The sequence below is a fragment of the Corallococcus sp. 4LFB genome, assembly GCF_046520365.1.
GTDB classification, from domain to species: domain Bacteria; phylum Myxococcota; class Myxococcia; order Myxococcales; family Myxococcaceae; genus Corallococcus; species Corallococcus caeni.
Genome location: NZ_JBKGHJ010000017.1, coordinates 14,775 through 40,689 on the forward strand (window position 1 = coordinate 14,775; position 25,915 = coordinate 40,689).

The window sequence follows — 25,915 nt, forward strand, 5'->3', positions numbered from 1 at the left end:
TGATGAAGCCAGTATCGAGCCCGGCCGCGTTCCGGATGAGTTAAGCCGAGTTAAATCGCCGCCAGGCGGGCGTTCACGCCTTCACTGCCTCGATGATGCTGACCCCGCTCCGGGTGGGGGTGATGCGCTCCACCTTCCAGGAGGTCGCGGCGAGCAGCGCGCGGAACTCATCCGTGGTGCGCTCGCGCCCGTCGGCGACCACCAGCATGTTCAGGTCGATGAGGTGGGTCGGGTCCGGTGTCCGGTTGTCTGGAATCACCAGCTCCAGCACGAAGAGCCGGGCTCCGGAGGGGGCCGCTTCGTGGAGCCGGCGCAGGAGGGTGAGGGAGGCGTCGTCCTCCCAGTCATGGAGGATGTGTTTGAGCAGGTAGGCTTCGGCGGGGGGAAGGCCGGGCTCGAAGAAGCTCCCGGCCACCACGTCCACCCGGTGGGCGAGGCCTCGGGACTCCAGCGCCGTCTTCGCGCCCTCGGCGACCTGGGGCAGGTCGAAGAGGATGCCCCGGCAGGAGGGCTGGGCGGCCAGCACGTGCGCGAGCAGATCGCCGTGGCTCCCTCCGATGTCCGCCACGCGGGCGAAGGGGGCGAAGTCGATGTGGTGCGTCACCTCGCTGGCCACCAGGGCGGACAGGTTGCCCATGGCCTGGGCGAAGTACCCCGCCTCCTCGGGGTTCCGGGCGAAGTGCCCCCAGACGTCCGTGCCGAGCGCCGCCTGCACCGGGGACTTGCCGGTGCGGACCGCCTCGGGAAGCAGCCCCCAGGGCAACCAGTGCGCCGGAGCGCTCTGGGTGATGGCCATCTCCCTCAGCGAGCCAGGGACGTTCGAGCGCAGCCCTTCGCCCATCGGCGTCAGCGCGAAGGTCCGCTCGGAGACGGACTCGAGGATGCCGACGGTGAGGCCGCCTCGCATCAGCCGGAACAGGGCGCCCGGGTGGACGCCCAGCTCGGCCGCCAGCGAATCACTGTCGCGAGGGCCTGCCGCGAGCAGGTCCGCGATGCCCAGCCGGGCCACGGTGCCAATGACCTGGGTGCGCCAGTAACTGGTGATGGCCGCATGGAGCTGCAGCGTGGGAGAGGGATTCGCGTCGGGCGTGTTGTTCATGGCAAGAGTCTAATCCCGTTCAATGGGGTTCCAGACCGCCCCTGCGGCCCGAGGGGTTGCGTCATGACGGCCGAACGGGCCTTGTCCTAGATTCGGTCCCATGCGCCAACCCTGGTCATTCGTCCTCGCCTTTACCCTGGCCCTGGTGACCTGGCCCGGCGTGGCCATGGCCGGGTCGTATGTTCCCGAGCGCGATGTCTCCCGCGAGCTCCCCGCCAACCGGGAGGACTGGGGTGGCCGGCATTGCGGGCGAATCATGGAGCGGGTGTGGCGACACGCGAAGGTTGCCCGAACGAACCAGCGGACCGTGTACCCGGCAGAAGCCATTCGTCCCACGGCGCTCGCGGACTGCGAGCTGTACGTGGTCCGGGTGACGCAGGTGCATGATCAGGGGGCGACCTTCACGCAGCCACCGCGCGTGGCCCTGACCGTGGAGCAGGTCATCCTCGGCGAGCCGCAGTCCCAGCCCCTCCCGGCGGTCTTCAGCGAATCGCTCAGCGACCACTTCTGCGGCAATGGCGCCATGGAGGAAGCCATGCACCGGGCCCAGGAGCCGGTCCACGGCCCCGCGCTCGGGGCACGGTTCATCGTCGCGGGGGGATGGAGCGGGGACCGCACCTGGTTCGAGGTGGCCTCCAGGAATCGCTGGCCCGTCACCGACACGATGCTGGCGGACCTCACGACGGCATTGAAGGCGGCGCGCAGGGAGGACCGCGCCTTCGACACGCGCATCAAGACGCGGCGGAAGGAAGACCTCGCCGCGCAGACCGACCCTTCCCTCGTGCAGGCGGTGGGGCAGGGCGACAGGGCGCGCGTCCAGGCGATGCTCGAAGGAGGCGCGCGAGCGAACGCGCGCGAAAACAAGACGGGGCTCTCCGCCCTGTACCGGGCCGTGGAGCGCAAGGACGCGCCCATGGTTTCGCTCCTCATGCGCTACATGCCCAAGGACACCCAGGATCCCCAGGCGCTGAGGCTGGCGCTGACGGACCTCGGGCTCGTCCGCACGCTGCTGGAGGGCGGCCTCTCCTGGAAGGGACGGCAGAACTCAAATGGTCCGCTGAACGCCGCGGCCTCCCAGGGCGCCTGCGAGGCGCTGGCGCTCATGCTCAAGGCGGGCGCCGCCCCCAATACGCTGGGCCAGGACCAGCAGACGTTGCTCCATACCGCGACCCGGTCCAGTGAGGGCTTGCGGTGCGTCCCGCTCCTGCTGGAGGCGGGAGGCCGCGCGGAGGTTTCCAGTGGAGGTTGGACGCCGTTGAGCTACGCCGCCCAACAAAAGTACTCCCCTGACGCGGAGCGCGCCATCCGGGCCCTGGTGGCGCACGGTGCGCGGGTCAATCGCATGACGCCTGACAAGAAGACCCTGCTCCAGGCCGCGCAGCGAAGCCCGGAGATGGTGGAGCTGCTGCGGAGCCTCGGGGCCCGGTGACCCGGCACGCATGAGTGGCTGGGCTGACGTCTGGATTTGACCGGGAGTACGACCGGCGGATGACCCACCGGCGCGCTCACGCAGACGGTGCGGACGGGGACGAACGCCTTCGAGCGCATCCTCGGCAAGCCCTTCTTCGACCACCTCGCGAGCAACGCGGCGGCGGGCGCCACCTTCCACCGGGGCATTGGACGAGGCGCGCATCGCCCAGGCGGGGCTCTCCGAGCGCTGCGAGCTGGTGGAGGGGGACTTCTTCCAGACGCTGCCTTCGGGCGCGGACACGTATGTCCTCAAGCGCATCCTCCACGACTGGAGCGACGCGGTGTGCGTGGGCAAGGTGCTGGACGTGATGATGCTGGCCTCGCTGCCCGGCCGGCGCGCACCGAGGAGGACTTCCGCAAGCTCTCCGCGCAGGCGGGCCTGCGGCTCTCACGCGTCATCCCCACGCCGGCCGCGTTCAGCATCACCGAGGCCGTGGCCGCGTAGGGCGTCAGCGCCCCTCGAAGCGGGGGGGACGGCGCTCGGCGAAGGCGGAGAAGGCCTCCGTCAGGTCATGCGACTGGAGGAAGGCCGAGTTCCACACCGCCACGTAGCGCAGGCCGTCCGCGATGGACTTGTCCGCGCAGTACTCCATCACCTGCTTGGCGCCCTGGATGACGAGCGGCGGGTTGTCCGCGATGCGCCGCGCCGTCGCCCGCGCCTCCGTGAGCAGGGCCTCGGGGGAGGGGAAGACCTCGTTGACCAGGCCCATGCGCAGCGCTCGCGCCGCGTCCACGTCGCCGCCGGTGTAGGCCAGCTCGCGCGTGTTCCCCTCGCCGATGATGCGCGGCAGCCGCTGGAGCGCGCCCAGGTCCGCGACGATGCCGACCTTCACCTCGCGCAGGGAGAACTTCGCGTCCTGCGAGCAGTAGCGGAAGTCACACGCGGCGATGAGGTCCATGCCCCCGCCGATGCACCAGCCGTGCACCGCGGCGATGACGGGCTTCCTGCACCGGGCCACCCCTTCGGTGGCCTGCTGCATCTCACCAATCAGCTTGAGCAGCTGGCTGCGCTCCCGCGCCAGGTTGCTCTCCGCGGTGAGCAGCGGCCCCAGCGACTCCATCATCCCCATCAGGTCCAGGCCGTAGGTGAAGTGGCTGCCCTCGCCGCGCACCAGCACGACGCGCACGGCGTCGTCGGCGTCCAGCGCGCGGAGCGCCTCGGGCATCTCCCGCCAGAAGTCGGGGCCCATGGCGTTGCCCTTGCCCGGGCCGGTGAGCACCACCTCGGCGATGCCTTCGGCCTTCTCGATGCGCAGCGACTTGTACGTGCCGTCCATCCGTTCCCTCCCGGGGAAGTGAGCTGGCCGCACTTGAGCAGATGCCGCGCGGCGGCTCCACTGCGTCTGGCGCCCGGACCGGCGTGCGGATAGAGAGCGAAGGCACAACGCCCCATGGAGGACCGATGTCGCCGCGCCATCTCGTGCCGTGGTTGTTGCTGGTGGGCCTCGTTACCGCCTGCGCTGCGTCCTCGCCGGAGGAGCGCCCCGGGCGTCAGCCGCCCCCGAGGATCCTCTTCCAGTCGCCGCTCGCGCTGCTGCTCGAGCACCATGAAGAGCTGGCGCTCACCACCGACCAGCTGATCCAGGTGGGCCAGCGGGAGGAGGCCCTCGAGGTGACCAACCGGCCCTTGCGCGAGCAGCTCCGGCAGGTCTGGCACCCCGAACCGGCCCCAGGGGAGGGGCGTCCGCGCGGGCCTGGGATGGGGAACCGGAACGCCCCCGTGGGCCTGGGAGGCCGGCCCCAGTACAGGCCTTCCGCCCGGCCTCTCGAACCCCTGAGCGAAGAGGGCCTGAAGCGGCAGCAGGCCCTGCTCCAGGCGATGGAGGAGAACGACGCGGCGGCCTACCGCGACGTCGAAGCGCTCCTGGACGAGACACAGAAGGGGAAGGCGCGAGCGCTGGTCGCGAAGCAGCGCGAGGAGCGGCAGCGCGCGCGGGAGTCCCTACAGGGCCCCGAGACCCGGCCGGCGCCGTAGTCCCGGGGCGCCCTCTGGCGCAGCGGTCGCGCGGAACGCCTTCCCCCAGGTGCCGCTGACGTAGACGCTGCTCACGTCGTAGCCGGGGCCCGCGCCGAACTGTCGAGTCGCAGCAAGGACAGCGCGTTCGGGAGGGCGGCTCCCTCCGCCGTGTTGTCGAAGATGCACCACACGCGCCGGCTGGCCTGCTCGTGGCCGGAGAGCTCCTTGGCCAGCGCCTCCAGGAACGCCTGGGAGTACGCGGAGGAATACATCTTCGGCGAGCCGTGCAGCCGGTAGTAGACGACCTCCGCGTCCGGTGGCTCGGTTGCGCTCACCGCGAGCGGATCCGCTTTCACGTAGCGGATGCGGGCGTCCTCCAGCACGCGCCGGGCCTCGTCCGTGAACCAGGTCCGGTGCCTGGGCTCGCAGACGACGTCGGCCGCGGTCCGCTCCCGCAGGGCCTGGAAGAAGGCGCGGGCCGTCCCGGGCTCGTGCTGGAGGCTGGGCGGCAGCTGCACCAGCAGGCACCCCAGCTTCGCCTCCAGGTGGCCCGCCTCGCCCAGGAAGCGCTCCAGTGGCTCGCGCACGTCGCGCAAGCGCAGCTCATGGGTGATGACCTTGGGGACCTTCACCGCGAAGCGGAACGTCTCCGGGACGCTGTCCCTCCAGCGCGCGTAGGTGGCGGGCCGGTGCGGCCGGTAGAAGGAGGAGTTGATCTCCACCGCGGGCAGGACGCGCGCATAGCGCTCCAGGTGGGTGCCCGCCGTGGGGAAGTGCTCGCCCACCGCGCTCGACAGGCTCCAGCCGGCGCAGCCGACCCGGCATTGCCCCCGGGCAGGAATGGAAGGTCCCTGGCGCAACCCAGGAACCTAGGCACGGGCAGGCGCGGCGTCAGGGGGCCCCTGCCCGCGGGGCGCTGCTCGAGAAGCGCAAGCCGCGCGCGTGACAGGGCCGGACAACCCTCCTCCACCTCATGAACGGATGGAGGAGGAAGCCCCGGGCGCGGTGCGCGTCAGGCCTGGGGCTGGTTGCTGGTGCCGTTGCGCAGCTCCTTGCGCACCGCCTCGGTGACGCGCTCACGGACGACGTCCGACATCCGCTCGCGGATCTCCTCGCCCACGCGCTCGCGGATGGCGTCCACGATGCCCTCGGTGTCGATCTGCCCGGGGCCCTGCGTCTGGAAGCCGCCCATCCGCTGCTCTCCGGCCCCGCCCGTCATGTGGCCCACCGGCCCCATGGCGCCCAGCGACTCGCGGACGGCGTCACCCAGCCGATCACGCAGCGCCTCCTGCAGGTGCTCGCGGAGGTTGTTGGACAGCCGCTCGTGGAGGGCGTCGACGAGGCGCCCGCGGAGCGCCTCGGCGATGCGCTCGGGGTCCACCTGCGCGGAGCCCTGCTGCTGGAAGCCCATGTCAGCCCCCTGGTGGCGCTCGCTCAGCCGGGCGCGCAGCTGGTCGCCAGTCGCTCGCGCAGGGCGTCGCGCACGCGCTCACGCAGGCCGCTCTGGATGCGCTCGCGCAGGTGTCCGCGAGGCGCTCGCGCAGGGTGTCCGCGAGGCGGTCCGGATCAATCTGCCCCATGCCCTGCGTCCGGCGCTCGCTCAGCGCGGAGCGCAGCATGTCCGGCAGGCGCTCCTTCAGCGCCTCGCGGATGCGCTCGCGCACGACGGTGTGGATCCGCTCGGACACGCTGTCGGCGATCCGGGCGCGGAGGGCGTCGGCGATGCGCTCGGGGTCCACCTGCGCGAAGCCCTCCATGCCCATCCTCCGCTCCATCATCGCGGAGCGCAGCGCCGCGGCCAGCCGCTCGCGCAGCGCGTCGCGGACGCGCTCGCGCACGACGGAGCTCAGCCTGTCGCGCAGGGCGTCCTCGAGCTTGATGCGCACGCGCTCGGCGAGGCGCTGGGGATCGAACTGCCCGTGCCCCTGCTGCATGCTCATCCAGTGCTCGGAGAGCCCGGCGCGCAGCGCCTCACCGAGCCGCTCCCGGAGCACGTCGCGGGCGCGCTCGTGCACGCCGCTCAGCACGCGCTCGTGGATGGCGTCGGCGACGCGGTGGTGGACGGCCTCGGCGATCCGCTCCGTGTCGAACGGCTGACCGCCCCCCTCGCCCTGCTGCATGTTCATCATGCGCTCGCTCATCGCACCGCGGACCGCGTCGCCGACGCGCTCACGGATTTCCGAGCCGATTCGCTCCTCCAGCCCGGACACGACGCGCTCGCGCACGGCGTCGACGATGCGAGCCTTGAGGGCTTCGCCATACATCTGCTGGCCCTGCATGGAGTAAGGATCCTGGTTCATTCAGATGCCTCTTGGGTGCTGCGGGTAGAACGGCAGGCGCGGAAGGTTCCGGCCCCCCGCGCGACTGAATGGATAAGGCTCCGGGCCCCACGCGAATACAGGGCCCGGGTCTCGCGCGGTGGTTGGCGCAAGCACTTCCGGTCGTGCTCGCGGGAGGGCAGGCGCGAACCTCCGTCCAGGATGAACGGTGCGGGGGGCCAGGCAGACAGCCGTTGCCTTCACCCGCTCCGGCCTGGCCGCGACGGTGGAATCTTTGGCATCCCGTACCGTTCATGTCCGGGATGAGTCAGTCCTTGCCGTGCAACACCGTACGCCGGGTCGCCCAGCGGAGCAGGGCGTTCCATCCGAAGAAGGGATCGCCCGCCGTACCGCTGTTCGCGCTCCTGCTGCTCGGGCTCCTGAGCGGATGCGCCCCCATGAAGAGCTACCCCGACGCGGCCGGGCCCCGGTACAGCGGCGACCATCGGCCTGCCGCCCCCGTCGCGGTGGAGGCTCCCTCCTCGGTCACCGTCGTGACGTTCAACCTCGCCTTCGCCGAGCACGTCACCGAGGCGATCACGGCCCTGACGCGCCCCCCGCTCGCGCAGGCGGACGTCATCACGATGCAGGAGATGGACGCGCCCTCCGTGGACAGGATCGCGAGGGAGCTGGGGCTGGCCTACGTCTACTATCCGGCCTCCGTGGCGAAGGACGGCGACGACTTCGGGAACGCGGTGTTGAGCCGGTGGCCCATCACCGCGGACGCGAAGATCAACCTTCCCCACGACGACCCGTATCACCAGCAACACCGCATCGCCGTCGCCGCGACGCTGGACATCCAGGGGACGCCCCTCCAGGTGGTCTCCGTGCACGGCGCGACCCCCATCGTCGGGCTCGGCGCCCGGCTGGAGCAGGCGGAGACCGTCCTCCACGCGGTCGCGGGCGCGGCGCCCTTGCAGGTCATCGCCGGTGACTTCAACACCTCCGACCCGGGAAGCCTCTCGCAGACCGTGAAGCTGTTCTCGGACTCGGGCTTCCAGTGGGCCACCGAAGGCGTGGGGGACACCGTGGACTCCATCATCGGCGGCCTGCCGCTCGACTCCGTCTTCGTCCGGGGGCTCTCGCCGGTGGAGCGCGGCGTGGACCCGCTCCCCGCCGGGAGCGACCACCAGCCGGTCTGGGTGCGCTTCGCATGGCCGTGATGACGCCACGGCATCGCCCGCGGCCCCTGTGGATGGGGGCGCTCCTCCTCCTCCTCGCTCCTGGCTGTCTGAGCGGCGCGCGGAACCTGGGCGCGGCGACGACCCCCGTGGGGACGACCGAGGTCGGCGTCTCCGTGAACACGCTGGCCTTCGAGCGCGGCCGGGAGCGGGCCTATCTGCCCAACCCCGAGCTCACCTTCCGCAAGGGGGCTGGCGAGAACTGGGATTGGGGCGGCCGCCTCACCTTGCTGGGCCTCGAGCTCGGGACCCGGCATCGGCTGGTCGACCGTTCACCCTGGACCCTGTCGGTCGCCCCGAGCGCGGGCGTCTGGTACGTCCCCGTCACCAACAACGCCACGGAGCCCGTCAACCTGCGGCTCGGCGCGCAGACGCTGGTCGACTATCGGCTCAACCGGACGTGGACCCTGACCGGGGGCGCCTCGCTGATGGGAGGCTTCGCGGGCCCGCTCACCGTGTTCCAGGGCCGGTTCAATGGCTCGCACCTGCTGCTCTCACCGGGCGGCTCGCTGGGCGTCGCGTACCGGCTGAATCCGTCCCTGGAGCTTCGCGCGGAGGCCGGCCTCGAGTTTCCGCTCGACCTCGAGGACGGCCGCCGTCAGCCGACCGGCAACCTCGGGCTGACGCTCCGGTGGGGACGCGCCGCCCGGCGATGACGCACTGATGCGAAGGGCTCAGGGGCTCCAGCGCGCGCGGCGCACCAGCCAGGAGCTGCCGCCGCGCCCGTCCCGCACCACGGCCCAGAACGTCACCTCCTGGGCCCCCGCGCCGTCGGCCGGCTCCCACTCCACGCGGTGCCGTCCCTCCTGGCCGCCGAAGTCCGCGCCGCCCGTCTCCGACAGGCTGAACTCGCCCAGCGTGCTGTACCAGGCGATCTCCCAGGCCTCCTTGAGGTTGACGGCCTGCAGCCGCAGCCCCGGCACCACGTAGTGCTCCTCCAGGCCTGACACGTCGTCCGCCGTCACCACGAAGGGGCCGGGGCCGCTCAGCTCCAGCGGCTCGCCCTCCGGCCAGGGCACGTCGTCCACGCGCAGGCCCGGGAGCACCGGCTGCACGTTGGCCGTCATGCCCTCCACCACCGGGCACCAGAAGACCATCAGCTTCTGCGCGTACACCTCCTCGTCGCCCGCCACCACCCGGAGGACCAGCGGCATGCGGATGCCGCCCAGCCCCTGGTAGGCGTCCTCCTCCAGCACGCGCTCCAGGAGGAGCCGGTCCTCCGCCACCCGGGCCGCGCCGGGGCGGATGGCGAGCGTCAGCTCACCCGCGGTCGTGGTGCCCTCCGCGAGCAGCGCGCGGTCCGCTTCCTTCGCGCACGTGCGGTCCGCCGGATCCGCGCAGGCCCACAGCGTGTACTGGATGGGGCGCCCTCGCCGGCGGGGTCCACCAGCAGCGCGCGGTACGTCACCTCCGCCGCGAGCTCGTCAAAGGCCTCCGGCGTCTGTTCGCAGGTGGAGGCGATCAGCTCGGGCTTCTCCGTGGAGACGCCGAGCACCCGCAGGTCGTGCACGTTGGAGGGCTTGTCCTCCGGTTCGACGCAGGCGAAGGAAGCCAGCGCCAGGAGCAGCAGGCCTCCGGTGTGGAGCAGGGCTTTCATGTCAGAAGCTTCCTTTCACGCCCACCACGGGAAGGATGGGGATGCCGGGCACCTCGTACTCGCGGCGCTGCCGGTAGTCATTGAAGGTGAACTCGACGTTCTCCGCGTTGTAGAGGTTCTGCACGTCCAGGTAGACCCCCAGGGTCCAGCTCTGGAACTGCCAGCTCTTGTCCAACCGCATGTCCAGCTGGTGGAAGCCGGACGTGCGCGACGAGGCATAGGGGCCGTACGTGCCGTTGAAGCGGTTGCGGTCCACCTGGTACAGGTCGAACGTGTGGTTGATGGGCGTCGTCGGACGGCCGGTGGTGTAGCGGAAGCGCCCGCCCAGCTCCCAGCCGTTGCCCAGCACGTAGTTGCTCACCAGCGTGAGGATGTGCGTCTGGTCGAAGGGGCTGAGGCCGTACGTGTCGTCGCCGTTGCCGCCAAAGCCTCCGCCGAAGTCGCTCCCATTCTGCTCGGGGGCGGGGCCCGCGCGTCCGTCCAGGGACTGGCTGAAGGTGTAGGACAGCCAGCCGGACCACCGGTCCGACGCGGACGCGCGCTGCTTCTTCACCATCACCTCCAGGCCCAGGGCGCGGCCGATGCCCTGGTTGGAGTACGGCACCTGGATGACGCCTCCCCCCGGCAGCGAGCGGAGCTGCCCGGGCGCCGCGATGTTGTCGTAGCGGCGGTTGAAGAAGCCCGTCACGTCCACGTTGAGCACGTCCGTCAGCCGGTGCTCCACGCCGAGGCTGCTCTGGAACGCACGCTGGTAGGCGAGCTCCGGGTTGCCGTACGGCAGGGTGATGAAGCGGAACGTCTCCGCCGGCTGGCTGTAGAGGCCGAGCGAGCCCTTGAGCTGGGTGCGCTCGGTGGCCTCGAAGCGCACCCACAGCCGGGGATCCAGCGCCACGTTCCGGGCGTCACCCGCGCGCTGGAAGTTGCCGCGCACGCCGGGCGTGAAGGTGAACCTCCCCACCTTCAGGTCCGCCTCCACGAAGAGCGCGCCGTCGAAGGAGCCCAGGCCGATCTTCTCCACCAGCAGCTCGCCCACGGACTCGGCGCCGGGGAAGGCCACGTACTCGAAGTTCTCCGGGGCGGGGAACTCCACGTCGAAGGCCTGGTGCTCGTACACGAGGTCCAGGCCGGTGCGGACGGTGAGCGCGGAGGACAGCTCCAGGCCCAGCACCTCGCGCGCGCCCACCGTGTAGCCCACGCCGTCCTGCTTCGCGGCGCCGAACCTGAAGCTGGTGCCGTCGTAGCCCACGTACGGCGTGAAGACGGACGTGAGCGCGCCCTTGCGGTACGTCCAGTCGCCCTTGAGGCGGTGGAAGAGGGTGTGCGTGTCCACCGACAGGTCGCGCTCCGTCTCCGGGCCGGAGGACACCAGGCGCAGCTGGTCGTCACTGCCGAAGGCCATGACGTAGCCGGTGCTGCGGGCGCCGCCCGCCTGGGCCTGTCCTTCCGCCTCCGAGCGGGCATCCCGCTTCGCGCCGAAGTCCACGCGCACCTGGTAGTCCCAGTAGCGCGGCACCACGGACAGCGTGCTGCCCTCGTCCTTGGGGAGGACCAGCGGCAGGAGCGTGTCGATGTACGAGCGCCGCGCGGCGGCGGCCACGCTGATGCCGTCCGTCACGGGCGCCTCCAGGAAGAAGCCCGCGTCCAGCAGGTCCACCTTCACCGAGCCGTGGAACGTGTCCGCGGCCCCCTTGCGCGTGCCGACCTCCACGATGCCGCCCACCGCGCGGCCGTACTGGCTGCCGTAGCCGCCCGGGAAGAAGTCGAGCTGGTCGATGAACTCGGCGTTCACCACCGAGGGGCCGCCGAGGAGGTGGAAGAGGAGGGGGATGCTGACCCCGTCCATCAGCGTCGCCGTCTGGCCGGGGTTGGAGCCGCGCACCAGCAGCTGGCCGGAGATGAAGGGCGCGCGCGCCACGCCCGGCAGGGTCTGGATGACGCGGATGGGGTCGCCGAAGGTGCCCGGCGTCTTCTGCGCCTCCTGGCGCGTGATGGTCCGGCGCACGACCTCCTTCTTCGGCCGCTCGGAGCGCACCACGGTCTCCAGCGCGCCCGCGGTGGGGGCGAGGAAGAAGTTCACCTCCGTCGTCTCGTTCGCCTGGAGCTGCTCCTTCGTCTGGTAGAGCTGGAAGCCGGACGCCACCACGCGCACCGCGCACTCGCCGGGCGGGACCTCGAGCGTGAAGCGGCCGTCCGCGTCGGAGAGGGCCTCGGGGGCCTCCGGGTCGTCACCGCAGCGCACGGTGGCGCCGGCCACCCGGGAGCGGCTGCCGCGAGAGATGAGCTGGCCGGTGAGCGTGGCCTTCGGCGCCGCCTGGACCTGCTCCGGTCCGGGGGCCTCCTCCGGCGGAGCGGCGAGGGTGAAGTGGTAGACGTACTCCACCTGCACGGGCGCGGGCACGCCGTCCACCTCCGCGGGGGAGAAGCGGAACTGGCGCACCGCCGCGATGGCCGCCTCGTCGAAGCCGTGGCCCACCGGCTCCGTGGGCAGCACGTCCGCCACGGTGCCGTCCGCGGCGATGGTGATGATGAGGCGCACGGAAGCGGTGAGCCCCTGCGCGAGCGCTTCGGGCGGGTAGGGGGCCTCCACCTGCTGCAGCAGCGCCGGAGGCTTCGTCATCACGGGCTGCGCCTGCGCGGCCGCCTCCGCGGTCGGCGCGTCAGCGGCTTGCGGTGCCTGTGCGAGCGCCGGAGAAGCCAGCAGGAGCGAGGCCGCGGCGAGCGCGCTTCGGGCTTTCAGGTTCGGGGACATGGGGCGGCGGAGCATACGGGATGCGGCGTCGGGTTCAATCCGCCGGATTCCGCCCGGCCAATGCCTCGCATCGCAAGCACCCGGCGTCCGCTCCCCCTTGGTGGACGAGTCCCATGACAGTGGACTGGCGGCGCTCGCGAGCCGCCAGTCCACCGCGCGCTTTCAGCCGAGGTGAGGCCTTGTCCGCCTCATGCGCGGCCGTTCACAGCGTGCAGATGACGGTGTTGTTGCCGGTCAGGTACGGAATGATCTTGCTGCAGTTGTAGGAGCCGTACGTGCTGGTGACCCGGTACGGCGACGGGCAGGTCGTGCCGCACGAGGTGAACGACGAGCCCGTGTTGTTGTCGCACTGGACCGCGTTGTTGGTGTTGGTGCAGAAGCTGCCGCACGAACTGCTGCACAGGTAGGCCGTCGGGTGCTGGCCGCTGGGGCAGTTCAGCCCACAGTACTGCGTCAGTTCCTGCTGCGCCGACGCCATGCCGGGCTCGGCGCCGTCCTCTGCCTGCCCGGGGCCTCCGCACGCGGTCAGACCCAGGGCCAGCGCACCGGCCAGAAGAATTCCCAATCGAGACATGTGTTCACCTCTGTTGTTGTGTTGTGATGACTGCTATTCATTTCCCTGTCAGGCTTTTGAATTCATGGACAGGGAAGGAGCTACCAGATGCAGGAGAGCCCGCCGGAGACGTTGAACAGCGGCACGGGGGCCAGCGCACCATCCGGAACGGCACTGTGCGCGGGGCTGGCCGTGACGGACTTGCTCATGGAGGTGTAGCTGCTGTTGACGTAGCCCAGGTTGTACACGGTGCCGCTCGAACGCTCCCGGAGGTTCGCGCCGCACCACGGCTCGTACGTGGTGCTGGCCAGCGTCCCCAGTGGAATCACCTTCACACTGGACAGCCCCCCGAAATAGTCGAGGTCCGCCGAGGTGGTGACGGGGTACTTGGCGCCAGCGACCCAGAGGTAGATCTGGCTCGTCGAGCGCTCCTGGACCAGGACATTGTAGGAGTAGTTGACGAAGGGCGCCCGCCAGTCGCTGTTCGGGATGTCATTGACCATCCGCCAGTCATCCCAGTAGTCCAGCTCCGTGGGCGACGGGATCCACCAGTACCTCTGACCCACCACGACGTAGATCTCCGCGGTGCCCTTCTGGCGGATCAGCGTGCCCTCCTGGGGGATCTGCGTGTAGGAGTCGATGGTGGCCTGGGGCAGCGCCACGGTGGTGGCGCCGGAGTACAGGGAGTGCTGCGCGGGCGGGATGTAGAACCTGGCGCCCCCCGCCACCAGGTAGCGGTTCGAGGTTTCGATGCCGAGCAGGACGTACCCGTCCGGCACGGACGTGTATCCCGCAAGGGCCTGAGCGCCGAAGAGGCCCAGGCACACGGCGAGCCAGCGAGGGAGCATTGCAAGGAGCGAAGCAGCACGCACGGGGTCTTCTCCAATCAAGAGGGGGTGGTGGATTCACCCTGGCCTCTTCGGAGGAGTACCGGGACTGGCGGACACGGGACATCACCGTGCCGCCAGTGGCGCCAGGCCCGTGGTGAAGCGGCCCTATGCGTCCGTGAGCTGGCCGGACTGGGAGGCGCTTCGACTCTGCGCCGTGCTGGAGCACGTGCGGCGGCTGGTGGCCTTCCCGCGGACCTCCAGCGTGTTCCCCACGCCGTGGCCGGGCCCCGGGTTCCGGCAGGTCTCGAGCCCTCCGCATTTTTATTGAGAGGGGGGTGAGGGGAAATTCCTCCGGGTTTCGTTGAGGGGCCAGGGCCGGAAGAAGGCACGGCGAACGCCGCGCACCTCCGGCCGCGGCAGGCCATCCACACACCCCTGACGGGGCGGAGACTCGGACCATGCAATTCTGGAAGCAGACACAGCCGTGGCGGAGCGCGGCGCTGGCGGGGGCCCTGCTCCTGCCCGCGGCGGCGCTGGCGAACGAGACCCATGTCTACGGCATCGCCAACTTCGGAGGTGCGGGGCAGTGCGACGCCTCATCGCACTCCGTGCATACGAAGACGGCGGCGGAGTTCGCGGGCTACTTCAACTCGCTCGTGAGCTCCGGCCTCTGGTCTGACGTGCGCACCATCAACAACTCGAGCGCCCGCGCCGACCTCTGGACGGACGCCTCCAAGGGGGCGGCGACCGACGCGAAGGACACCCAGGCCAATGCCGGCGTGGACGACGCGGACGTCCTCTTCGTGCACACCCATGGCGGCCACAACGAGTCGTTCCTGCGCAGCTGGCTGGTGATGGGAACCAACGTGGACGCGTGTTCGGCCATCACGGACATCCACATGAACCTGGGCAACGGCAAGCTGAACATCGCCGTCGTGAAGGCCTGCCAGTCTGGCGACTACCAGGTCTGGAAGCAGGGCGGCTACCGCCAGGCGCTCGTGACGCCCTCCAGCGGCTTCAGCGTGTGGAATGCCTTTCACGGGGACTCGTCGTGCGGCAACTTCGTGAAGCGCTACGTGCGGCGCTACGTGTCGGGCTCGCGGAGCGATGGCGTGGGCGAGAACTGGATTGACGAGGCCTACGACTGGGACATCGGCAAGAACAACGACGACTGCCCGGTGTCCATCGTCTTCGGTGAAACCAAGGCGGCACGTGTGGCGATGTTCGAGTTTGGCGGCTGGCGGGACCGCAAGAACACCGGCAGCAAGGTCGCCTCCTCCTACTTCTACGTGGGGGGCTGCGACCCCTCCAACGGGCAGAAGCTGCCTGAGTGATCGCTGCCGCCCTCGCCTTCGACAAGAAAGAACGAACCGCCATGAAGACCCATCTGCTGATCCGATTCCTGACCGTCCTTCCGCTCGCCGTCGCGTCTGGCTGCGACAGCGGCAGCACCCTCATGGAGCCCGACGCCGCCCCCGCCACGCAGGCCTCCCGCGCGACCCTCGGCTTCATCTTCGATTCCACGGCGCTTGCCACGCCTCCCACTGGAGGAATCCCCACCACGCTGCTTCCCGGCTCGGCGTTCGATGCCGCCGTGCTGCAGCGTTCGCTGGTGGGAACGACCGAGCCCTTCTCCCAGGCGGAGGTGCCGGTGGGCACCCGCTTCGACATGGAGTCCCAGACCTGGACGATCGAGCGCGACCCGTCCGAAGGCCAGGTGCTGGTGCTGAACAAGGTGGGGAGCGGCCCGGAGACGCCGCAGGATCCCGCCCTGTTGCAGCGGGCCGCGCTGGCGCGCCTGCAGCGCTGGGGCATCCCCACGGCGGAGCTGGGGGCGGTGCGGCAGGTGAAGTCCTTCAGCCAGAGCGAGACGAACGGGGTCGCTGAAGCGCCTACGCTCCACCGCCACAAGACCTTCGTGATGCGCGCCATCAACGGCATCCGCGTGGAGGGCCACCGCGCGGTGGTGTCCCACGGCCCGGATGGCAGCTTCCAGCGCGCGCTCATCAGCTGGCCGCCCCTGGCGCGCTTTGGCCACCTGCTCCGGACGCGGCTGACGACGGCGGAGATCGAGCAGCGGGCGCGCGAGGCGCTGTGGGCCGAAGGGGAGACCACGGGGGCCGTGCACCTCTCCTGGAAGTACGTGCCCACCCAGCTGAGCACGGGTGAATGGGCGCTGACGCTCCAGGTGTCCGCCGTGATGCCCCCGGTCACCGGCACGACGAGCACCGAGGAGCCGCGCGTCATCGACGTGGACGTGAGCGCGGTGCCGTAGTCGCCGGGCCTCTACGAAGGGCGTTCACACCGGCGTTCTCTCACCCGGCAATCCGATGGGGTTGTCGGGTTTCCGAGGACGCCGGTGCGGTACGCTGCGTGCGCTTCAGCTCACTCGGGAGACGCACCATGGCGGAGACCGAACTTGTCGCGAAGCTCACCATCCGGCTGCGTGGCTTCGTATTGCCAGACACGGATGCGCAGTTCGAGGGCTACGTCGAGCCCGGCACCTACTTCGTGCTCGAGCACAGGAAGGGCTACCCGACGAAGGACACCGACTACGCGCGGCTGGAGGTTCCGACGCTGAGCGCGCTCGACACGTGGATCTGCACGCGCTGGAGGTCGCAGGCCTACGCGGCGGTCCTCCTCGCGCCGAAGCCCCCGCCGGTGCAGCGGCGGACGTACGACGACGAGCCCCTCGCCGTGTCAGAGGAGACGCTCATCAGGCTGCTGAAGGACTTCACCGCGTATCGCTACGACCTGGACCGGGCGTATTACCCGTGGCCGCTCCCCGGCATCCACGTCCCGCTGGCGCCTCCGCAGCGGAACAACTGCTGCACCTTCGTGGAGGCGCTGACCGTGAAGGCGTTCTCCGACGCGCACGGCGCGGAGTTCGCCTGGGATGCGCGCAGGCACCGGCAGATGATGGTCGCCTCCACGGAGGACTACTTCTCCCCGGTCACCGCCGCCATCGAGAGCGGCATGGCGATCCTCCCGTCCTCCGAGGACTCGCCTCCCCATCCGTGGACGCTCATCCAGGGCTGGCGCAGGCAGTGGGACTCCGGCCACACCTTCCTCGTCGTGGACCACCACGTGAAGACGGACAAGGTGCTGCTCTTGGAGTCCAACGCCTACGAAGGGCTCAACGGGGTGGGCTTCCGCAACCTCGGCAACCTGCGGGACCTGGGCGTCGACCTGCTGGGTGACAAGCCGCTCGGGGACTGGTGGACCCGGAGCGACGTGTGGACCTGGCGGCGCATCTGCTCCACCTACCTGTCCCGGAAGCAGGCGTGGCTGAAGGTGCGGGACCGCAAGCTGTCAGGGCTCTGAGTCCTCCCGCTTGGCTCACCGTCGGCCCCCCGGGGTGAGCTTCCACAGGCGGCCGTTCGAATCATCCGTGAGCAGGTAGAGCGCACCGTCGGGCCCCTGGACCACCTCGCGGATGCGCGCGTTGCGCTCCGTGAGCAGGCGCTCCTCTCCGACTACGCGGTCGTCCTTCAGGACGAGCCGCACCAGCGCCTGGCTGGACAGGCCGCCGATGAAGAAGTTCCCCTTCCACTCCGGGAAGAGCGACCCCGAGTAGATGGTGAGCCCCGAGGGCGAGATGACCGGATCCCAATAATAGACAGGCTGCTCCATGCCGGCGGCCTGCGTCGTCTTGTGGATGGGCTCGCCCGAGTATTCCTCGCCATAGCCAATCGTGGGCCAGCCGTAGTCCTTGCCGGCCTCCGGGCGGTTGAGTTCATCGCCTCCGCGCGGTCCCATCTCCACGATCCAGAGCCGCTGCCGGGCATCCAGGGCCGCGGCGAGGATGTTGCGGTGTCCGGAGGACCAGATCTCCGGCCGGGCGTCCTTCCTGCCCACGAAGGGATTGTCCTGGGGGATGGAGCCGTCCGGGAGGATGCGGACCACCTTGCCGAAGTCGCTCTTGAGGTCCTGCGCCTGGACGCGGCCCGGGAGGATGGAGCGCTCGCCGAGCGTGACGAAGAGCTTGCCGTCCGGCGTGAAGACGAGCCGTCCGCCCGCGTGCAGCGTGGACTCGAGCGTGGGCTGCATGCGGAAGATGACCTGAAGCCCCTCGATGCGCGGCTTCGGGCCGTCCACCAGCCGCGCGCGCGCCACCGCGAGCCCGTTGCCGCCCTCGCGCGGCTCGTAATAGGTCCAGTAGATGAGCCCGCTCTTCGCGTAGTCGGGCCCCACCTCCACGTCGAGCAGCCCGCCCTGGCCCCGGCCGTCGACCTTGGGGAGGCCCGCCACCGGGGGCGACTTCTTGCCCGCGGCGGTGACGATGTAGAGCGAGCCCGTGGGCTTCTCCGTGACGAGGAAGCGGCCATCCGGCAGGAAGGCGATGGCCCATGGCTTGTTGAAGCCCGAGGCGATCTCCGTCACGACGATGGGCGTGCGCGTCTTCACCGCCGGGGCGCGCGTCTGCTGCGGGAACGCGGGCTTGAACTCCGGGACGTTGGGGGGCGCGGTCTCCACGGGCGCGCCCGCGGGGATGTCGCCCTGTCGCGGCACGGACTGCTGACTGTCACCCCCGCGTCCCGGGGCGAGGTTGCCCTCCTGGCGCGTCGGCGGCCGGGGCGCCTGGGCCTCCGCTTCGGGGACGGCGCATAGCAGGAGGGAGGCGAGGAACGGGGTCACGAGTCCATGGCGCATGGGGTGACTCTCCGTCGGGACGCGCCGGACGTCACCCGCCGGCGGGCACGCGGCGCCGCCTCAGTTGCCCGGGTGAACAGTCGCGCCGCCGCCCACCGTGAAGTCGATGATTCGTTCCCACACCGCCTGGAATTGAGGCTCCTGGAAGTGGGAGCCCGACTTCAGCCAGCTGATGTACTCCGGGGGCTGGTCGAAGTGGCCCATGACGTCCATGTGGTCCGCCTTCGCGACGTGGAGGACCCGTCCCCAGACCTGGGAGCGGCTCGGGACGATGCCGTCGCTCCAGGACTCGAACTTCCCGCCGAAGACCGCCTGGAGGGCCTGGGACTGGGCCTCCGTGCGCTCGGGAACCTGGAGCTCCCGGGACAGGGGCGCGCTCTTCCCATACAGGAAGGAGAAGATGCCGTAGAGGAGCGCGTCCGGGGTGAGCAGCACGCGGAGGGCCAGCGTGGGCGGCGGCGCGCCCGTGACGACGCAGCCGTAGCGCACGCCCTCCCGGTCCGCCGTGTCCGCGTTGAACGCTCGCAGGCTGGCCGGCATGAGGTCCTGGATCAGCGCCTGGTTCTCGCCCACCTGGCTGAAGAACCGGATGAGGTCTTCGCGCTCGCTCTCGGAGAGGTCCGCCGTCAGCCGGACAATCTGATTGAAGAGGTTGGGCGGGAGCTTCGCCTGTTCGCTCCTCAGCACGAGCCAGTAGCACGCCTGGAGCGCGGCGGTCCGGAAGGGCATGGCCTTGCGGTGCAGGGTGAGGAAGGTGAAGAGCCACAGGTAGCGCAGCAGCGTCTTCCCCACGTCGCCCTGGTGGAAGAAGCTGGCCAGCGGGGTGCCGTAGTGCGGGGTGGAGAGGGTCACGACCGAGCGCACGCGCTTCACGAACGCCGGAGCCTCCCCGGCCATGCGCGGTGAGACGACGCTCCGCGCATCCAGCCCGCCCGTGGAGTGCCCGACGAGGTGCAGCTGCGCGTCGTCCTCGTTCGCGGTGAGAGCCATCTCCCGGAACACGTCGCGGGCACGCGCCTCCAGCCCGGAAGTAGGGGAGGAGGCCACGGGATGCACCCGCGCGTCGATGCCGCGCTCCTTGAACCGCTGCTCGAGCAGCCGGGGGACGTTCTGGAAGTAGGCGATGCGCTCCGTTTCCTTGTCACCCATCTGGGTAAAGCCAAAGAAGCCGGGGACCAGATAGACGCGGTGCCGGTTTGCCATGGAGCCAAGCCTAACGTGAGGACCGCCCGATGCCGGGGGGCGGTCCCCCCGTGCGGTCCACCGTCTGTCCAATCCTCCCCACGCGGCTACGGCTTCGGGGCGATGGTGACCTTCACGCCCTCGCTCCACGTCTTGTGCTCGTCCGCGTAGTACAGGTACGCGCGGCTGGACGGGCCCGTGTACGTGCCGGGCACCGCGGCCACCAGGGACAGCGGCACGTCGATGCGCTTGTGGGGCTCCATGCCGCGCCAGTACAGGACGACGTCGCGCCCGAGCACCTCGTACGCATCCACCACCTGCCGCTTCACCAGCTCCTTGAGCTGGTCGTGCCGCACCTCCAGGCCGCCCGGCACGCCGAAGATGGCCACCGCCGTGGGCAGCCGCTGGCCCGTGCGGTTGGCCACCACCACCCGCGCCTCCGTGGGCTCGCCCTCGGTGAGGGCCGTCTTCGCCAGCGCCACCTCCAGCGTCACCGCCGTGTCCTTCGAGCTGTCCGGCGTCACGCTGTTGTAGGTGACCTCCACCGAGTACGGCAGCTCCGCGCCCCCTCCATCCGCAGCTCCACGCGGCGCTCACCCGTGCCCAGCAGCGCGCTCACGTCGGGCAGCTTGAGGGCCTCCTGGGAGGAGCCATCGAAGCGCACCGGCTCGCCCACCGGGTGGCCGTCCACGTAGACGCGCACCAGGCCCGGGGTGAGCTTGGACGCGCGCGCCTTGTCGTAGGCGATGATGGCGCGCAGCGCGAGCACCGTGCTCTGCGTCGCGCCGTAGCGGCCACCGTCGCTGGACTCCGCGAGGAACTTCATCGCGCGCTCCACGTTGCCCACGTAGGCGGGTTCGCGCATCCACGCCAGCGCCGCCAGCGCGGTGGTCTCGATGTTCAGCGTCTCTCCGGAGCTGCCCACGATGGACTGCGTCGCGCCTCCCACCACGCCGTCCTTCCCCTGTGAGGAGGCGAGCCGGCCCATCAGCGTCCGGGCCTCGGCGGTGTCTCCCGCGAGCGCGAGTGTGTTGGCCGCCAGGGCCACCACGTAGCTGTTGGTGCTCTTCGCCGCGGCGGCCTTCAGCGAGGCCACCTCGCGCGACAGCGCCTTCGCCTGCGAGGCCGGCTGGCCCGCGCTCTCCAGCAGCGTCCAGAGGATGTATGCGTTCGACGTGTCCGCGTCCTCCACCCACACGTGCAGCGCGCGGCGCTTGCGATTGAAGCCGCCCTGGCCATCCCGCTGCTGGAGCAGCCACTCGCGCGTGCGCTCCAGCATCGCGGTGTCCACCTCGCGCACCTGGCGCATGTCCGTGAAGTGCAGCAGGCCGAACGCGGTCAGCGCCTCGTGGCCCGGGTTCTGCCCGAACCACTCGTAGCCCTTCTCGGACGTCTCGTAGCCCACCAGCCGCTGGTAGCCGCGCTCCAGCTTCTCGCGCGCGCTCGCCACCAGCTCCGGGTTCACGCCGGTGTGCGTCTGGAAGTACTGCTGCGCCATCGTCATGGGGTACGTCGTGGAGCTGGTCTGCTCGAAGCAGCCGGAGGGCTCCTGGATGAGGCGGGCCAGCGACTCCGTCATGTTGGCCAGCGGGCCCGGGTACACCGCGATGGACGTCCGCACGCTGCCGGGCACCAGGCTCCTGGGCAGCACCACCCGGTGCTCCGCCGCTGCCTTCGCGGACAGCAGCCCGCCGAAGGACACGCGGCCCGGGAAGCCCGGGCTTGATGGACAGCGTGCGGGTGACGACGTCCGTGTACTCGCCCGCGCTCGCGGTGAGCTTCACGTCCACCGGCCGCGCCTCCTGGCCAATCTCCAGGGAGAAGAGCTGCCGGCCCCGCGCCTGTGAGGCCAGGTCCAGCGTGGGGCCGCCGGAGACCTTCACGTCGCCCTTCAGCTCCACCTTCACCCCCGCGCCCGAAAGCCGCGCCTGCGTCCCGTTCACCAGCGCCACCGGCAGCCGCACCACGTCCCCGGACGTCACCTCGAGCGGCAGCTTGGGCTCCGCGTAGAACGGCTGCACGGACTCCAGCTCCGCCACCGCCGAGCCGAGCGCGCCGTCACCGCCCACCGCCCCCGCGACCGCCTTGAACGTCGTCACCGAGTCGCTCATCGCGAAGGACACCCGCGCCTCGCCGGTGCGGGCATCCGTGCGCACCCCGGCGTTCCAGTAGAGCGTCTCCGCGAAGTCGATCCGGTCTCCCGCCTTGCGGTTCGGCCGCGCGGTGTGCGCGAACTCGCGCAGGTAGAGCAGCTGCCCCTGGCGGACCTGCTTGTCGAAGCGCATGTCCTTCTTCGCGCGGAAGGCATTCCCCTCCATCCGCGCCTCTTCCTCCTTCGCCACCTGGAGCACGGGGGCCGGGGCCTCTGCCGCCGGGGGCATGGGGGCCGGAGCCGCCGCGGCGACAGGGGCCATGCCGGGGAGGACCGCGCCCTCAGCCTGGCCGGCGAAGGCGTCCTCATCGCGCACGGCGTCCCGGTCCATCAGGGGCTGCGCCTGCCCCAGCCCGCCATGGCGACGCCACGCCCGGCCCTGCTGACGGACGGCCGGGGCTTGCGGACGGGCTCCTGCGGCCAGCGCACCGCGAGCACGCGCATCGCCGCGTCACCATGCCGGGCGAGGAAGCCCTGCGTGTCGGTCAGCGCGAAGCGCCGCCAGCCCTGCGTCCCCAGCAGCAGGTCCACCGCCAGCTTCGACTTCGGATTCTTCGCGTCGAGGTAGAGCTGCGCGTCGGCCAGCTCCTTCACCTCGGGCTCCAGCAGCACCATGACCGGGAGCTGCGGCGCCTGGTCGCGCTTCTCCAGGAGCTCCAGCACCGCGTCATCCGTCACGGTGAGCATCACCAGCGCGGAGACCGGCTGGCCGCCGCGCGTCGTCCGGGCCGTGAGCTGGACCGGGCCACCGGGCACGTAGCGCTCGCGGTCCGCCTTCAGCTCCACCGTCAGCTCCTTCGAGGGCTGGCGGAACACCAGCCGCTCCGCGAGGGGCCGCCCGTCGTGGTCCCACACCGTGGCGACGAGCACGCCATCCGCCTCGCCCGGATCCAGCGTCACCGGCCCGCCCTTCACATCGCCAATCACCGCCGAGGCGACGCGCACCTCGCGCTGGCTCAGCGTCACCGACGCGCGGCCGACGCCGGACAGGCCCACGGCGAGCTGCACCAGCCGGCCCGCGGGCACCACGTCCTCGCGCACGCGGATGACGGCGCCCGTCGGCTTCACCTCCGGCAGCGGGAAGCGCTTCTGGATGCCCGACGGCGAGTCGATGCGCAGCGCGTACCGCACCCCCGCTTGTGGGGTCAGCTCGAAGCGGCCACGGCCCTCGTGCTCCGAACGCACGCGGGCGACCACCCGGCCGCTGTCCACCTCCACCACGCGGCCCACCAGGTCCGCCGGCTTGCGCGAGGGGGTGCGCGCCTCGAAGTAGACGCGCGAGGCGAGCCCCGCCACCAGGTCGCCGCCCTCCGGGTACAGGGCCAGGTCCAGCGTCTGGAGGAGGATGGGGATCGTCTTCGCCGCGGACTCCACCACGCCCCCGTCCTCGATGGTGAAGGCCAGCGTGCCCTCGCCGCGCTCCATCGCCGTGGGCAGCGGGAAGCGCACCGTGCAGCGCCCCTTCGCGTCCACCGTGCACGGCACCTGCGCCACGGTGGCGCCATCCACGAGCGCGTTGGCCGTCACCTTGGCGCCCTCCGGCACGCCGCCCTCCGCGCGCTTCACGTCCAGCGTGGCGGTGACGGTGTCGCCCGGCCCGTAGCCGTCGCGGAGGAATTCAATCTGGGACTTGAGCCGGGGGGCCCGGTAGGCGCGCACGTCGAACTTCCGCTCCGCGGGGGCCGCGCCGGTCCACGGGTAGGTGACGCGCAGGGTGTACTCGCCGCCGGGCTGGCCGGCGGGGATGGGCCAGGCGTAGCCCCAGACGGCGTCCGCCGTGGAGGCCGTGCTGGTGGTGACGACGTCCCCCTTGGGCCCCCGCACCTCCAGCTGTGCCTGGAGTGAGCCCGCGTAGGGCTTGCGGCTCAGGGCCTCCAGCACCAGGCCCCGCACCAGCACCTGCTCCCCGGGGCGGTAGAGCGGCTTGTCGGTGGTGACATGGGTCAGGTAGCGGTTCGCGCCGCCCAGGGAGCGTGTGGTGGCCCGGGCCGCGAGGACCCGGGGCGACAACATCACGAGGAGGGCGGTGAACCCCAAGGGCAGCAGTGCGCGCAGGGGAAGCGGGACGTGGAAGGCCATGGCGTCGTTCAACGGACGCGCACGCCAGAAGTTCTGAGCGGTGGCGCGGGGCACCGCAGCATCGACCCCGGCGTGGGACGCTCGGCCGGCAAGGATTGCAGCCGGTCACGCTACAATTCATATCCTTGTCAGCCGTAGCTGGATTCAGGGGTTGGCGCATCGCGTTCGGCAATGGCCCCCGTGCTAGAACAGCTGCCCGTGTTCCCCGACACCCCCCAGCGCAGCCCTGAGTCGCCGCCCCCGGAACCGCCCCGCGCCTGGTGGCGGCGCGTCGTGCACTACCTGGAGCTGGACACCTGGGAGGGGCGGGGTGCCTTCTGGCTCGTGCTGGCCGTGCTCGTCGTCGGCTTCGGGCCGCTGGGCGTGCTGGCGGTCGCGGACGTGAGCGGCACGGAGCGCCGGATGCTGATCGCCGCCGGGCCCGTGTCCATCTGCCTGGGGTTCGCCGTCCTCATCCTGTGGTGTGGCCACCGGTACGGCGAAGGGCTGCGGTGGTCGCGCCGCCAGACGTGGGGAATGGCGGTGATGTTCCTGGGCCTGGGCCTGCTGGGCGGCCTGGGCCTGTGGTTCAGCGAGGGCTGACGCCCGAAGCGGGGCCGGCTCAGCCCTGCTCCGCGCCCTCGAAGGTGACCTTCGCCTTGTTCATCACGTGCTCCACGGCGAGCAGGTACCAGCCCATCTCGGTCAGGCGGCGGGTCGTCTCGGGCGACTCGCGCAGGGCGGCGTGGGCGTCCTCCGCGGTCAACCCGAAGGGCTCCACGTAGTCGCGGATCAGCTGCTCCAGCTTCTCCGGCGTGAGCTGCAGCTTCTCCGCCTCCGTGACGGCCTTCAGCGCGATGCCGATGTGCAGCCGGCGCTCGGTGTCCGCGCGCGTGGTGGGGTCCGTCAGCCAGCCCTGGAGCGCTTCCTGCTGCTCGTCCACGTCGAAGTGGTAGGCGACCATGGCCTGGCCCTCGGCCTGGACCCAGCGGCGGCGCAGCTCCTCCTCCACCAGTACCCGGGGCAGCTCCACCGGCGCGCGCCGGGCCACCTCGTCCAGGACCATGTCCTGGGCCCGGGCCCACAGCTGCCCCGCGACCTCGTCCTCCAGCTCCTCGCGGATGTTGCTGAACACCTCTTCCAGCGTGCTGCCCATCCCCAGCTTCTGGAGGAACTCCGGGGAGCTGTCCGGAAGCATCGTCACCTGGTGGGCGCCGACGATGTCCACCAGGAAGCGGGCGGGCTTCCCCTGGAGGCCTTCGACCGGGTAGTCCGCCGGGAGCTCCAGGGCGATCTGCATGGACTCGCCCACCTTGCCGCCTTCGGCCAGGGCCTCGCAGAACCCGGGCAGCGCCTCGATGGGCGCCAGCTCCGTCGTCATGCCGAAGCGCGCGGAGAAGGGGATGAGCTTGCCGTCGCAATAGCCCACGATGTTGAGCTGGACGTCGTCGCCCGGCTCCAGCGCTTCGCCCTTCTGACGCTCGCGCGTGGTGGCCAGGGCGCGGCGCTTCTCGTGGAAGGCGCGCAGCAGGTCCTCTTCCGTGAGGTCGTCCGGCGTGGGGACGCGCACGGCGATGCCCTCCAGGGAGGGGGCCTGCACGCTGGGGAGCTTGAGGGCTTCAGCGGAGACGCTGCTCACCACCGGGCTCATCTTCAGCAGCCGCTCGACGCCACGGCCCGATCCTGCATTCCCTTGAGGGGGGGTCACGAATGCTCCCGGGAGATAGACGACGAGTCCGCGTCCGCGCCAATGGGGAACAAAGCGACGGCTCGGCATGGACTGAGATCTAGTCCAGCCGAGCCGCTCTGACAAACCGCGAGGTTCTTGAACGCCTACTTGAAGAAGGCGCCCACGATGCTGGAGACCGTGGAGACCGCGGCGCCCACCTGGCTGACGATGGGGATGTTGGTGGCCGCGGCGATGGAACCGACGGCGGTGATGACCGACGTCACCTTCTTGCCGACGCCCGCGTTCTTGTCCATCAGCGTCGCGCCCGCGTTGGCCACGTCCACCGCGGCGATGGCCACGTTGACGCCCGGGGCGAACCGGCCCAGCGCCTTGGCGGCGGTGCCCGCGGCGGCCTTCGCGCCCTGCTTGAGGGCGGCCTCACCGGCC

General features: G+C 70.7%; 27 protein-coding genes and 2 pseudogenes. 11 read left to right on the forward strand and 18 right to left on the reverse strand.

Annotation, left to right across the window (positions count from 1 at the left end; all coding sequences use genetic code 11):
• Positions 1–73: 73 nt before the first annotated feature.
• Complete coding sequence (locus ACLEQD_RS03585; protein ID WP_410381827.1) at positions 74–1,099, reverse strand: methyltransferase; 1,026 nt, start codon at positions 1,097–1,099, stop codon at positions 74–76.
• Between the two features lie 100 nt (positions 1,100–1,199).
• Between ACLEQD_RS03585 and ACLEQD_RS03590 the strand changes: the two genes are divergently transcribed.
• On the forward strand, positions 1,200–2,528 hold the full coding sequence (locus tag ACLEQD_RS03590) for an ankyrin repeat domain-containing protein (protein WP_410381829.1): 1,329 nt from the start codon (positions 1,200–1,202) through the stop codon (positions 2,526–2,528).
• A gap of 324 nt (positions 2,529–2,852) precedes the next feature.
• Positions 2,853–3,014, forward strand: coding sequence for a hypothetical protein (locus ACLEQD_RS03595; protein ID WP_410381831.1), 162 nt, complete (start codon positions 2,853–2,855; stop codon positions 3,012–3,014).
• A 4-nt stretch (positions 3,015–3,018) separates the two neighbouring features.
• Here the strand turns inward: ACLEQD_RS03595 and ACLEQD_RS03600 are convergent, their stop codons facing one another.
• Positions 3,019–3,846: a crotonase/enoyl-CoA hydratase family protein gene (locus tag ACLEQD_RS03600; protein WP_410381833.1), complete on the reverse strand. Its 828-nt coding sequence runs from the start codon at positions 3,844–3,846 to the stop codon at positions 3,019–3,021.
• Positions 3,847–3,971: 125 nt separating this feature from the next.
• Between ACLEQD_RS03600 and ACLEQD_RS03605 the strand changes: the two genes are divergently transcribed.
• A complete protein-coding gene (locus ACLEQD_RS03605) occupies positions 3,972–4,544 on the forward strand; it encodes a hypothetical protein (protein ID WP_410381835.1) in 573 nt (190 codons plus the stop codon).
• Between the two features lie 71 nt (positions 4,545–4,615).
• On the opposite strand, the gene ACLEQD_RS03610 is transcribed toward ACLEQD_RS03605, so the two are convergent.
• From ACLEQD_RS03610 to ACLEQD_RS03620, 3 genes are all read right to left on the reverse strand, one after another.
• Positions 4,616–5,311 (reverse strand): DUF72 domain-containing protein, encoded by a 696-nt coding sequence (locus ACLEQD_RS03610; protein ID WP_410381837.1) that lies wholly within the window; start codon positions 5,309–5,311, stop codon positions 4,616–4,618.
• A 227-nt stretch (positions 5,312–5,538) separates the two neighbouring features.
• A complete protein-coding gene (locus ACLEQD_RS03615; RefSeq protein ID WP_410381839.1) occupies positions 5,539–5,937 on the reverse strand; it encodes a hypothetical protein in 399 nt (132 codons plus the stop codon).
• Position 5,938: 1 nt separating this feature from the next.
• Positions 5,939–6,826 (reverse strand): hypothetical protein, encoded by an 888-nt coding sequence (locus tag ACLEQD_RS03620; RefSeq protein ID WP_410381841.1) that lies wholly within the window; start codon positions 6,824–6,826, stop codon positions 5,939–5,941.
• Positions 6,827–7,242: 416 nt separating this feature from the next.
• Here ACLEQD_RS03620 and ACLEQD_RS03625 point away from each other — a divergent pair, with 416 nt between their 5' ends.
• Together ACLEQD_RS03625 and ACLEQD_RS03630 are read left to right on the forward strand one after the other, a co-directional pair.
• Positions 7,243–8,007 carry an endonuclease/exonuclease/phosphatase family protein gene (locus ACLEQD_RS03625; RefSeq protein ID WP_410381843.1) on the forward strand — a complete coding sequence of 255 codons (765 nt, stop codon included), beginning with the start codon at positions 7,243–7,245 and terminating at the stop codon, positions 8,005–8,007.
• Between the two features lie 134 nt (positions 8,008–8,141).
• Complete coding sequence (locus tag ACLEQD_RS03630) at positions 8,142–8,681, forward strand: hypothetical protein (RefSeq protein WP_410381845.1); 540 nt, start codon at positions 8,142–8,144, stop codon at positions 8,679–8,681.
• Positions 8,682–8,699: 18 nt separating this feature from the next.
• On the opposite strand, the gene ACLEQD_RS03635 is transcribed toward ACLEQD_RS03630, so the two are convergent.
• The 5 genes from ACLEQD_RS03635 to ACLEQD_RS03655 form a co-directional block, all read right to left on the reverse strand.
• Positions 8,700–9,251 (reverse strand): hypothetical protein, encoded by a 552-nt coding sequence (locus tag ACLEQD_RS03635; protein WP_410381847.1) that lies wholly within the window; start codon positions 9,249–9,251, stop codon positions 8,700–8,702.
• Positions 9,252–9,280: 29 nt separating this feature from the next.
• Complete coding sequence (locus ACLEQD_RS03640; RefSeq protein ID WP_410381849.1) at positions 9,281–9,622, reverse strand: hypothetical protein; 342 nt, start codon at positions 9,620–9,622, stop codon at positions 9,281–9,283.
• Position 9,623: 1 nt separating this feature from the next.
• Positions 9,624–12,371: a TonB family protein gene (locus tag ACLEQD_RS03645; protein ID WP_410381851.1), complete on the reverse strand. Its 2,748-nt coding sequence runs from the start codon at positions 12,369–12,371 to the stop codon at positions 9,624–9,626.
• Positions 12,372–12,573: 202 nt separating this feature from the next.
• The gene (locus ACLEQD_RS03650) at positions 12,574–12,945 is read right to left on the reverse strand and encodes a hypothetical protein (RefSeq protein WP_410381853.1); all 372 of its coding nucleotides are present in this window, start codon (positions 12,943–12,945) and stop codon (positions 12,574–12,576) included.
• Positions 12,946–13,025: 80 nt separating this feature from the next.
• Positions 13,026–13,772, reverse strand: a complete 747-nt coding sequence (locus ACLEQD_RS03655) for a hypothetical protein (protein WP_410381855.1) — start codon at positions 13,770–13,772, stop codon at positions 13,026–13,028.
• 133 nt (positions 13,773–13,905) lie between these two features.
• Between ACLEQD_RS03655 and ACLEQD_RS03660 the strand changes: the two genes are divergently transcribed.
• The 4 genes from ACLEQD_RS03660 (at position 13,906) to ACLEQD_RS03675 (ending at position 17,078) form a co-directional block, all read left to right on the forward strand.
• Positions 13,906–14,082: a hypothetical protein gene (locus ACLEQD_RS03660; protein ID WP_410381857.1), complete on the forward strand. Its 177-nt coding sequence runs from the start codon at positions 13,906–13,908 to the stop codon at positions 14,080–14,082.
• Between the two features lie 130 nt (positions 14,083–14,212).
• Positions 14,213–15,088, forward strand: a complete 876-nt coding sequence (locus ACLEQD_RS03665) for a hypothetical protein (protein WP_410381859.1) — start codon at positions 14,213–14,215, stop codon at positions 15,086–15,088.
• A 41-nt stretch (positions 15,089–15,129) separates the two neighbouring features.
• A complete protein-coding gene (locus ACLEQD_RS03670; protein WP_410381861.1) occupies positions 15,130–16,029 on the forward strand; it encodes a hypothetical protein in 900 nt (299 codons plus the stop codon).
• Positions 16,030–16,157: 128 nt separating this feature from the next.
• On the forward strand, positions 16,158–17,078 hold the full coding sequence (locus tag ACLEQD_RS03675; RefSeq protein ID WP_410381863.1) for a hypothetical protein: 921 nt from the start codon (positions 16,158–16,160) through the stop codon (positions 17,076–17,078).
• 15 nt (positions 17,079–17,093) lie between these two features.
• On the opposite strand, the gene ACLEQD_RS03680 is transcribed toward ACLEQD_RS03675, so the two are convergent.
• The 4 genes from ACLEQD_RS03680 to ACLEQD_RS03695 form a co-directional block, all read right to left on the reverse strand.
• On the reverse strand, positions 17,094–18,407 hold the full coding sequence (locus tag ACLEQD_RS03680) for a PQQ-dependent sugar dehydrogenase (RefSeq protein ID WP_410381865.1): 1,314 nt from the start codon (positions 18,405–18,407) through the stop codon (positions 17,094–17,096).
• Positions 18,408–18,467: 60 nt separating this feature from the next.
• A complete protein-coding gene (locus ACLEQD_RS03685; RefSeq protein WP_410381867.1) occupies positions 18,468–19,610 on the reverse strand; it encodes an esterase/lipase family protein in 1,143 nt (380 codons plus the stop codon).
• A gap of 86 nt (positions 19,611–19,696) precedes the next feature.
• Positions 19,697–20,134, reverse strand: coding sequence for a hypothetical protein (locus ACLEQD_RS03690; protein ID WP_410381869.1), 438 nt, complete (start codon positions 20,132–20,134; stop codon positions 19,697–19,699).
• Positions 20,110–21,291 carry a hypothetical protein gene (locus ACLEQD_RS03695; RefSeq protein ID WP_410381871.1) on the reverse strand — a complete coding sequence of 394 codons (1,182 nt, stop codon included), beginning with the start codon at positions 21,289–21,291 and terminating at the stop codon, positions 20,110–20,112. The genes ACLEQD_RS03690 and ACLEQD_RS03695 overlap by 25 nt, the downstream gene beginning before the upstream one ends.
• Before the next feature lie 20 nt (positions 21,292–21,311).
• On the opposite strand from ACLEQD_RS03695, the gene ACLEQD_RS03700 reads away from it, so the two are divergent.
• Entirely contained in the window at positions 21,312–21,599 is a 288-nt protein-coding gene (locus ACLEQD_RS03700) for a hypothetical protein (RefSeq protein WP_410381873.1), read from the forward strand.
• Here the strand turns inward: ACLEQD_RS03700 and ACLEQD_RS03705 are convergent.
• Positions 21,569–22,072: pseudogene (locus ACLEQD_RS03705) on the reverse strand (alpha-2-macroglobulin family protein); the annotation flags it as partial. The gene ACLEQD_RS03700 and the pseudogene ACLEQD_RS03705 sit on opposite strands and share 31 nt — an antisense overlap.
• Positions 22,072–23,820, reverse strand: a complete 1,749-nt coding sequence (locus tag ACLEQD_RS03710; protein WP_410381875.1) for an MG2 domain-containing protein — start codon at positions 23,818–23,820, stop codon at positions 22,072–22,074. The pseudogene ACLEQD_RS03705 and the gene ACLEQD_RS03710, both read right to left, overlap by 1 nt.
• Before the next feature lie 198 nt (positions 23,821–24,018).
• Here ACLEQD_RS03710 and ACLEQD_RS03715 point away from each other — a divergent pair, with 198 nt between their 5' ends.
• Entirely contained in the window at positions 24,019–24,402 is a 384-nt protein-coding gene (locus ACLEQD_RS03715) for a hypothetical protein (RefSeq protein WP_410381877.1), read from the forward strand.
• Positions 24,403–24,421: 19 nt separating this feature from the next.
• Here ACLEQD_RS03715 and ACLEQD_RS03720 read toward each other — a convergent pair whose 3' ends face one another.
• Positions 24,422–25,450, reverse strand: a complete 1,029-nt coding sequence (locus ACLEQD_RS03720; protein WP_410381879.1) for a peptidylprolyl isomerase — start codon at positions 25,448–25,450, stop codon at positions 24,422–24,424.
• Positions 25,451–25,632: 182 nt separating this feature from the next.
• Positions 25,633–25,915 (reverse strand): annotated as a pseudogene (locus ACLEQD_RS03725) (hypothetical protein); the annotation flags it as partial.